6 protein-coding genes are annotated in these 6,725 nt (G+C 39.4%); all 6 read left to right on the top strand.

Annotated elements, in window-relative coordinates; genetic code table 11:
• The first annotated feature begins 152 nt into the window (after positions 1–152).
• Complete coding sequence (locus ABV001_RS11335; RefSeq protein ID WP_352422908.1) at positions 153–1,838, top strand: glutamine--tRNA ligase/YqeY domain fusion protein; 1,686 nt, start codon at positions 153–155, stop codon at positions 1,836–1,838.
• A gap of 48 nt (positions 1,839–1,886) precedes the next feature.
• On the top strand, positions 1,887–3,317 hold the full coding sequence (locus ABV001_RS11330) for a tetratricopeptide repeat protein (RefSeq protein ID WP_352422907.1): 1,431 nt from the start codon (positions 1,887–1,889) through the stop codon (positions 3,315–3,317).
• 58 nt (positions 3,318–3,375) lie between these two features.
• Positions 3,376–3,648 (top strand): hypothetical protein, encoded by a 273-nt coding sequence (locus ABV001_RS11325; protein WP_352422906.1) that lies wholly within the window; start codon positions 3,376–3,378, stop codon positions 3,646–3,648.
• Between the two features lie 400 nt (positions 3,649–4,048).
• The gene (locus ABV001_RS11320; protein ID WP_352422905.1) at positions 4,049–5,299 is read left to right on the top strand and encodes a tyrosine-type recombinase/integrase; all 1,251 of its coding nucleotides are present in this window, start codon (positions 4,049–4,051) and stop codon (positions 5,297–5,299) included.
• A 20-nt stretch (positions 5,300–5,319) separates the two neighbouring features.
• A complete protein-coding gene (locus ABV001_RS11315) occupies positions 5,320–6,192 on the top strand; it encodes a hypothetical protein (protein ID WP_352422904.1) in 873 nt (290 codons plus the stop codon).
• Between the two features lie 119 nt (positions 6,193–6,311).
• On the top strand, positions 6,312–6,623 hold the full coding sequence (locus ABV001_RS11310) for a helix-turn-helix domain-containing protein (protein ID WP_352422903.1): 312 nt from the start codon (positions 6,312–6,314) through the stop codon (positions 6,621–6,623).
• Positions 6,624–6,725 lie beyond the last annotated feature (102 nt).

The following is a 6,725-nucleotide window of genomic DNA, read 5'->3' as shown; positions in this document are numbered from 1 at the left end:
AGTAGGTTCATAATCTATTGATATTTAGACTATAAATATACTACTTTTCTATCATATGAGAAAATATATATCGTTAATTATCAACCGATTTTCCAGCAATTATCCTAATAAATGTTTAGGACTGATTGCGGATAATCATATAATTCAATAATATGAGTACAGAAAGTCCAGTGTTGGAAGACAATAAGAAAAGCCTTAATTTTATAGAACAGATTGTGGAAAACGATCTGAAAGAAGGAAAAAACGACGGCCGCATACAGACGCGGTTTCCGCCGGAACCCAACGGCTACCTGCATATCGGGCATGCCAAAGCGATTTGCCTCGATTTCGGCATCGCAGAAAGATATAACGGTATCTGTAACCTCCGCTTCGACGATACCAATCCTGTGAAAGAAGATGTGGAGTATGTGGACTCCATTATGGAAGATATAGAATGGCTGGGATTTCATTGGGAGAATGTCTATTACGCATCCGATTATTTCCAGCAGTTGTGGGATTTTGCCGTAAAACTTATCAAAGAGGGCAAAGCCTATGTGGATGAACAGTCGGCCGAAGAGATCGCAAAACAAAAAGGAACTCCTACTGTGCCGGGAAGGCATAGCCCTTATCGTGACCGTCCCATCGAAGAATCATTAGAACTATTCGAGAAAATGAACAGTGGTGAGATCCCCGAAGGAAAGATGGTATTGCGCGCCAAAATAGACATGGCTTCGTCGAATATGCATTTCCGTGATCCGATTATCTACCGGATAATCCATATTCCACACCACCGTACCGGAACGCAATGGAAGGCGTATCCGATGTATGATTTCGCACATGGACAGTCGGATTACTTTGAGGGAGTGACACACTCACTTTGTACTTTGGAGTTCGAAGTACACCGCCCGTTATACGATTGGTTTATCGATCAACTGGCCGACAGTGATTACCGTCCGCGGCAGACCGAATTCAACCGGTTGAACCTCACCTACACGGTGATGAGCAAGCGTAAGCTGTTGCAATTGGTACAGGAGAAATTGGTGTCGGGATGGGATGATCCCCGGATGCCGACCCTGACCGGTATGCGCCGTAGAGGATATACACCGCAGGCGATCCGCAGTTTCATCGACAAGATTGGCTATACGAAATATGAGGCCATCAATGATGTATCTTTGCTGGAACATGCAGTGCGCGAAGATTTGAACGCCCATGCAATACGTGTCTCGGGGGTGATTGATCCCGTCAAACTGGTCCTCACCAACTATCCGGAAGGCCAGGTAGAAGAGATGGAGGCGATCAATAATCCGGAGGATGAAAGCATGGGGAGTAGAAAAGTGAAATTCAGCCGCGAGCTATGGATAGAACGTGATGACTTCATGGAAGAGGCTCCCAGGAAATACTTCCGCCTGACACCCGGTAATGAGGTACGTCTGAAGAACGGATATATCATAAAATGTACCGGTTGCAAGAAGGACGAAGAGGGAAACGTGATAGAGGCGTATGCCGAATATGACCCGATGACCAAGAGCGGTATGCCCGATTCCAACCGGAAAGTAAAAGGAACCATCCACTGGGTCTCCGTGCCACATAGTATAGATGCGGAGGTAAGACTTTATGACCGCCTTTTTATGGTGGAAGACCCGGCAAGTGAGAAAGAAAAGGATTTCAGGGAATTATTGAATCCCGACTCACTTATCGTGAGAAAGGGATGTAAGATGGAAGAATATCTCAAAGGGGCAAAGCCGCTGGATAGCTTCCAATTCCAACGGATCGGCTATTTTAATGTGGATGCGGATTCCACAGAAAATGCTTTGGTATTCAACCGGACGGTTGCCCTCAAGGATTCCTGGAAAAAATAATGACCCGTTTTATTGGACGACTTGTTAGATGCTCGTTGGAGACTGTAAATGGAAGATAACGAACTGGACATAAACTCATTGATTGAGAAGTATGAGCATATGCGTGTACTCGGCAGGAAGATCTATTTCGATGCCGACGAGTTTGCCATGCTTGCCGAGTACTACAATGCGGAAGGGGATAACGAAGAAGCCGAAGAACTCATTAATGAGGGGTTGAAGATGCATCCCGGCAGTTCCGAGTTGATGCTGATGAAAGCTAAAACCCTTGTTTATTCGGAGATGTACCAGGATGCGCTCGACTATATGGAACATATCTCGGACGATGGGGAAGTGGACCTGGCTTTGTTGAGGATAGAATCGCTGCTGCACCTTACAAAACATGCCGACGCCGATCAACTCATCAACAGTACACTGAAACAGGAACTTCCCATTGACGACCTCTATTTTTTTATTACCGAACTGGGATATATGTTCAATGATGTGGATCTGTTCGACCGTGCCATTTCGTTCCTCGAAGAGAGCATGAAGATCAATGACACGAACAGCGACACCATTGTCGACCTTGCCTATGCTTATGAGATGAAAGGCAATTTGGAGAAAGCCATAGAATACAACAACTTGTTGCTTGATATCGACCCTTATTCGTATGACGGATGGGTGAATATAGGTAAGCTCTATTCCATGAACGAACAGCATGACAAAGCGGTGGATGCTTTTGATTTTGCGCTTACGATCAATGAGGATGATGTAAACGTGTTAAAGATGAAAGCTTTATCGCTTTATCTGAACGATAATTTCCAGGGAGCCATTGTCCTTTTTGAGGATTGTTTACAAAAAGCACCTGACGATGAAACGATATATGATTCTTTATTGGAAGCCTATAGCGCTATGGAGCAATATGATAAAATGATGGACCTCATCGATAAGAGAGAAGCGGCGCTGGGAAGTAAAGGTATCATGGCCAAACGTGCTTTTGTGCATATCAATAAAGATGATTATGAGCAGGCGAAAGAGATTTTTTCCCTAATTCCGGAAGATGAAAGAGAAACACTTGACTATTTTATGTTAGAGGGAGAGCTGGCTTTTCATGACGAAGATTTTGCCGGGGCGGAAACGGCCTATATGAAAGCAGCCCTTGCTTCGGAAGGAAACGAAGATGTACTCGACAGGTTAGCCAACATCAGTGTGGCCCAGGAGAAATTTGAACAGGCAGCCGGGTATCTGGAAGAGTTGCTGGAGATTGCCCCTGATTTTCCAACTGCAAAATCGAGGCTCGCCTTTATCCGTTTCGAGATAGGCTCCAAAGAGCCATTCGACCAGATCATGGAACAATTTTCGGACCAGGAATTGAGAGATCTGCTCAATCTGATCACCGGCAGTGAGAATAATGATTTCTCCGATTATAACCGGGAAAAAATATTGGTTCGACTCAATGAAGCCCGGGAAAACAGGGTACTCTTCAAGAATATAAAGTATTGATATCTTAAAAGTGCGGGATGTTGTGTAAAAGAAAAAAATAATCTTATAAGTTGATAGTGTGAAAATAATCAATATCTTTGCACAAAGACTATTTGCATTTCACTATGATGATGAAGTGTATAATGAGTATGACAGATTAATGAATCTATGGGATGATATTGTGTATCTTTATCGCTTTACAAGTGTCAACATAAATGACTTACCGAAAGGAAAAAGTATACAGGAAATAGTAGAGCAATTGATTGAAGATGCATGCGAAATAGACGAGACTCTACTGGAAATTACTGAAAATGAAGAGAAAACTTTGTCCTATTTTTTCAAACGCTTCTAAAGAAAAATCTAAGACAGTCAAGCGGGCAAGGGCACGTATTGACAGACAGAAATTCACCCGATTTTCGAAATAGTCCGTCATTTAGTCCGATACACTTTAAATAAATTGATTATCACTTGTGTTTGTGGAGAATATCGGAGTCGAACCGATGACCTTTTGACTGCCAGTCAAAAAAATACGCAAATTATACAGATAATAAAAGAGTAATAAAACACCGTAATACCATTGTATAACAACTGTTTATTTAATAGATACTATTTGTTTGTTTATAGTTATTATACTATCTTTGTTTTGAAAATGTTTTGAAATTGTATTGAAGCTTTAAAACATTGAAAATTCATTTGAGTGAATAGGTTTTAAAAAAACCTTCACATTTTTCACAGAATTAAAACAAAAGATCATGAAGGCAAAAGCAGATTATTTCCTTGACACGTACCACCCGAAGCAAGACGGAACATGTAATGTTAAGATTAGAGTTTATTTTAACAGGAAATATATGTACTACTCTACTGATATAGACTTGAAGCCGGGAAAAGGAAAGAAAGAAGACAAAGATTTTGTACCAAGTGAACTTGAAAAGATACTAACAGCCAAACGAAGGACACCGGATCAAAAAGAGATACATAAAAAACTGAACCGATATTATCAAAAAGCAGATAATATAATAGATAAATTAGATACAGCCTTTTCTTTTGAAAAATTTGATGAAATGTATCATGAAGGTAGGGACGTTTTTAATAGCGTATATTATGCTTTTAAAAAATACATAGATGACCTTAAAGCTGAAGAAAGAACCGGGACTGCCATAAATTACGATGCATCTATAAAGAGCCTTGAGGATTTCAAAAAGAACTTGAAGTTTACCGATATAACACCGAGTTTCTTAAAGAAGTACGAGCGTTGGATGTTGGATAATGGCAAAAGCATCACTACCGTAGGAATGTACTTGAGAGCCTTGAGAGCGATTTATAATAAACAGGACATCGACAAAAAACTATATCCGTTTGGATATGGAAAATATGAAATTCCGTCCGGTGAAAATATCAAAAAGGCATTGACCATTGAGGAAATAGCACGTATCTACAACTATGAAGCCACCGGAACGGAAGCAATGGCACGTGATTACTGGATGTTCCTCTACCTATGCAATGGTATGAATGTTAAAGATTTTTGTTCTTTGAAATGGGAGAATATAGACGGCGACATTTTAACCTATCAGAGAGAGAAGACCAAGCGTACAAACAAGAAACCGAAAAAAATCACCGTATCATTAAAACCTGAAACATGGGCGATCATAAATAAATATGGTATCCGGTCGGTTGTTCCCGGAAGCTACATTTTTCCGCACTATGAGAAAGGCATCACAGCAACCAGGAAACAAGAAGTATCACAGCAATTAATCAAAACGATCAACAAATACATGAAGCGGATAGCCCGGAATGTAGGGATTAATAAAAATGTAACTACATATTTTGCCAGGCATTCATTTGCTACGATCCTGAAGCGATCCGGCACCGATATAGCGATGATTAGCGACCTACTGGGACATAGTAGCCTGGGAGTAACAGAGAATTACCTTGACAGCTTTGAGAGCGATCAGATAAGCAAGCAGACCGATGTTCTACTTTCATTCAACAAAAAGGCACAATAACACAATTAAATAATACAGTTATGACATTAAAAGCAGATCAGTTGAAAAATTATCGTAAAAGTATACTTGAATTTATTGATTACCTTCATGACAACAGAAGTCACATGAAGGACGATGTTAAGACGATTGAAGAGATTTATAAGATTGGTGTCAAACAGTACCGTTTGAAGCCGAGAGAAAACTATAAAGATATGAGAGAGTTTAATAAACTTCAATCAGAAAAAGAAGAACTATATCATAATCTAACGTGGAACAATCTAATTTATTCCAAAGCAAAGGAGTTGAAGTTATACGAAAATTTAACTATAGAGATAAGGAATAATTTAAACCCTGGAAAACATTTAGGTGACCATATAAAACCCACTGAAGAAATAAAACCCGCTGAAGAAAAAAAGATAATTGAAGCTAAAGAAAAGTATCTTACATTCAGGAAAGAAACGGATTTTTGCAATTTTTTGAATGGCTTATTATCCTGTGATTTAGATTTAGCTTTAACGGAGTTTTTCGGAGCCTTCACCGATGTAAGCGACATGAAGCGGACACAAACGGAGTCACCGGCACCACAGTCGGAAGATGATCCGGTCGATATTATAACCAATAACTTCAATAGCGATGATATTAATAGCGTTATAGACCATTTCCAAGACCTTGAAAAGAACATGAAGAAAGGCGAGTTTATGCAGTGGATCAAACAGGCTTTTGAATTACAAGAACCACCAGAGCATAAATTTAAATTAATAGGGAAATTTACAAAAAGGGAGATAAGAAATTTATTTCATTCTTATTGGAAAAATAGCGGAAAACAGGGAGATAGAGGAGAATATGCAATATTATTGAGTGACTATTTCGAAGGCTTTCCATATGATACTACAATGAATAATTTCAACAAATAGCTACTAAAATAACTAAAACTACTAAAACGATTACTAATATATTAAGCGGATTACTAATACTATAACATCACTTATGTAAAGCTTTAGTTTTGTCATATCACTATTAAATAATAAAAGATATGACAACAATTAGTTTTAATGATTTACCCGAAGCGGTAACAGAATTAACCAGAAAGGTTAATGAGTTGTACAAGGTTATCACAAATGTACAGCCACAGGATCCGGCGGATCAATTCCTAACGGTCGATGAAACGGCAACGTTTCTAAATTTATCAGTCCCGACAATTTACAGTAAAGTTTCAAAGCGTGAACTGCCTTACATGAAGCGTGGTAAGCGTTTGTATTTCGCACGTAAAGACCTTGAGACATACCTACAAGGTGGGAGAGTTAAATATAATTACCCCCAAATCTTGGACAACAAGTATCATTAATAAATTGTATTATTTTTGTTGTCATGAAGAAAAGGAAAACTTACAGTTCCGGGTTTAAAACCAAAGTTGTTTTAGAGGTGCTACAAGAGCGAGAAACAGTCC

Source organism: Proteiniphilum sp. (assembly GCF_040307845.1).
Classification (GTDB): domain Bacteria; phylum Bacteroidota; class Bacteroidia; order Bacteroidales; family Dysgonomonadaceae; genus Proteiniphilum.
This window is presented reverse-complemented; position numbering and strand designations above follow the sequence as displayed.

Excerpts from the sequence above, each read along its gene's own strand:
- ABV001_RS11335 (WP_352422908.1), top strand. The coding sequence starts at position 153 with ATGAGTACAGAAAGTCCAGTGTTGGAAGACAATAAGAAAAGCCTTAAT.
- ABV001_RS11315 (WP_352422904.1), top strand. The coding sequence starts at position 5,320 with ATGACATTAAAAGCAGATCAGTTGAAAAATTATCGTAAAAGTATACTT.
- ABV001_RS11310 (WP_352422903.1), top strand. The coding sequence starts at position 6,312 with ATGACAACAATTAGTTTTAATGATTTACCCGAAGCGGTAACAGAATTA.
- ABV001_RS11320 (WP_352422905.1), top strand. The coding sequence starts at position 4,049 with ATGAAGGCAAAAGCAGATTATTTCCTTGACACGTACCACCCGAAGCAA.
- ABV001_RS11330 (WP_352422907.1), top strand. The coding sequence starts at position 1,887 with ATGGAAGATAACGAACTGGACATAAACTCATTGATTGAGAAGTATGAG.